Source organism: Nocardioides sp. 31GB23 (genome assembly GCF_040012395.1).
Taxonomy (GTDB): domain Bacteria; phylum Actinomycetota; class Actinomycetes; order Propionibacteriales; family Nocardioidaceae; genus Nocardioides; species Nocardioides salarius.
Genome location: NZ_JBDYKJ010000139.1, coordinates 1 through 1,697, shown reverse-complemented (window position 1 = coordinate 1,697; position 1,697 = coordinate 1). Strand labels below are relative to the sequence as shown.

Annotated in this window: 1 protein-coding gene and 1 pseudogene; one reads left to right on the top strand and one right to left on the bottom strand. The window is 68.1% G+C overall.

Annotation, left to right across the window (positions count from 1 at the left end; all coding sequences use genetic code 11):
• Nucleotides 1-110 precede the first annotated feature (110 nt).
• Nucleotides 111-1,421, top strand: a complete 1,311-nt coding sequence (locus ABKW28_RS22730; protein WP_348613537.1) for an ISL3 family transposase — start codon at nucleotides 111-113, stop codon at nucleotides 1,419-1,421.
• A 4-nt stretch (nucleotides 1,422-1,425) separates the two neighbouring features.
• Here the strand turns inward: ABKW28_RS22730 and ABKW28_RS22725 are convergent.
• Nucleotides 1,426-1,647, bottom strand: a pseudogene (locus ABKW28_RS22725) (leucine zipper domain-containing protein); the annotation flags it as partial.
• Nucleotides 1,648-1,697: the final 50 nt, after the last annotated feature.

Genomic DNA, 1,697 nt, shown 5'->3' with positions numbered 1-1,697 from the left:
GGCTCTTCCGAATTGAGGGTGTAGATCCAGTGGGCGCGTCGGTGTCGAGATAGACGTCGAGGTCTCCCGACGATGGAGGTTCCTACGCCATCCATCTGGAAGACCTCGACGTGTCCGACGCTACCTTCACGACCCCTGATCTGACGACGTTCTGCCGTCTCGATGAGCTCGGTCTGGAGGTGACGGGCCAGCGTCTGGAAGCGGGCCGGGCGGTCCTGGCCTGTCGGGTCGTCGATCCCGATGGCTGGTGCCGCCGGTGTGGTTGCGAGGGCGTGCCGCGTGACACGGTCACACGGCGGCTGGCGCACGAGCCGCTCGGTTGGCGACCGACCACCCTGGTCGTGACGCTCCGCCGCTACCGCTGCACCGGCTGCGGGCATGTGTGGCGCCAGGACACCAGCGCTGCGGCCGAGCCGCGGGCGAAGCTGTCACGGCGTGGATTGCGGTGGGCGCTCGCGGGGCTGGTCACTCAGCACCTGACCGTCGCCCGAGTCGCCGAGGGCCTCGGAGTCGCCTGGGACACCGCGAACACTGCTGTCCTGGCCGAAGGACGGCGGGTGCTCATCGACGACGAACACCGGTTCGACGGGGTCGCGGTGATCGGTGTCGACGAGCACGTCTGGCGTCACACGCGCCGCGGCGACAAGTACGTCACGGTGATCATCGACCTGACCCCGATCCGCGACGGCACAGGACCATCACGCCTATTGGACATGGTCGAAGGCCGCTCCAAGGCCGTGTTCAAGACCTGGCTCGCCGACCGGCCGCAGGCATGGCGCGACGCCGTCGAGGTAGTCGCGATGGACGGCTTCACCGGCTTCAAGACCGCAGCCGCCGAGGAACTCCCCGACGCAGTCGCGGTGATGGACCCGTTCCACGTCGTCCGCCTCGCCGGCGAGGCCCTGGACCGGTGTCGCCGACGAATCCAGCTCGCCGCCCACGGTCACCGGGGCCGCTCCGGCGACCCGCTCTACTCCGCCCGACGGGTCCTGCACACCGGCACCGGGCTGCTGACTGATCGGCAGTGGGACCGGATCGAGGCCCTGTTCGCCGACGACCAGCACGTCGCTGTCGAGACGACCTGGAGCATCTACCAGCACATGGTCGGCGCCTACCGCGAACCCGACCGTGCCGCCGGTCGCGAGCAGATGGCCCGGCTGATCGAGTCTCTCAGCCACGACGTCCCGAAGGCACTCACCGAGGTCATCACCCTCGGTCGGACCCTGAAGAAGCGCGCCGCCGACGTCCTGGCCTACTTCGACCGACCCGGCACCAGCAACGGACCCACCGAGGCCATCAACGGCAGACTCGAACACCTCCGCGGCAGCGCACTTGGCTTCCGGAACCTGACCAACTACATCGCCCGCTCGCTACTCGAGGCCGGAGGCTTCAGACCACGACTACACCCTCAATTGGGATGAGCCCGATAACCGCCGACGTCCGTCGCGGGCAGCTCTTGGGCCGCGAGGACCTATCGACCAACCCGGCCTCCCCCTCGGCGCGGAACCGGTTGACCCACCGGTGAGCGCACTGACGCGAGACCCCGAGCTCTTTCGCGACATGGGCGACAGGCCGTTCGTCGTCGATCACCCGCGAGACGAGCAGACGACGACCATGAATGTTCAAACGGGCATTAGCGTGGGACACGAGGACCTCCTGGGCCTGTGGGCGACTTCGACATCTCCACTAAGCCCGGA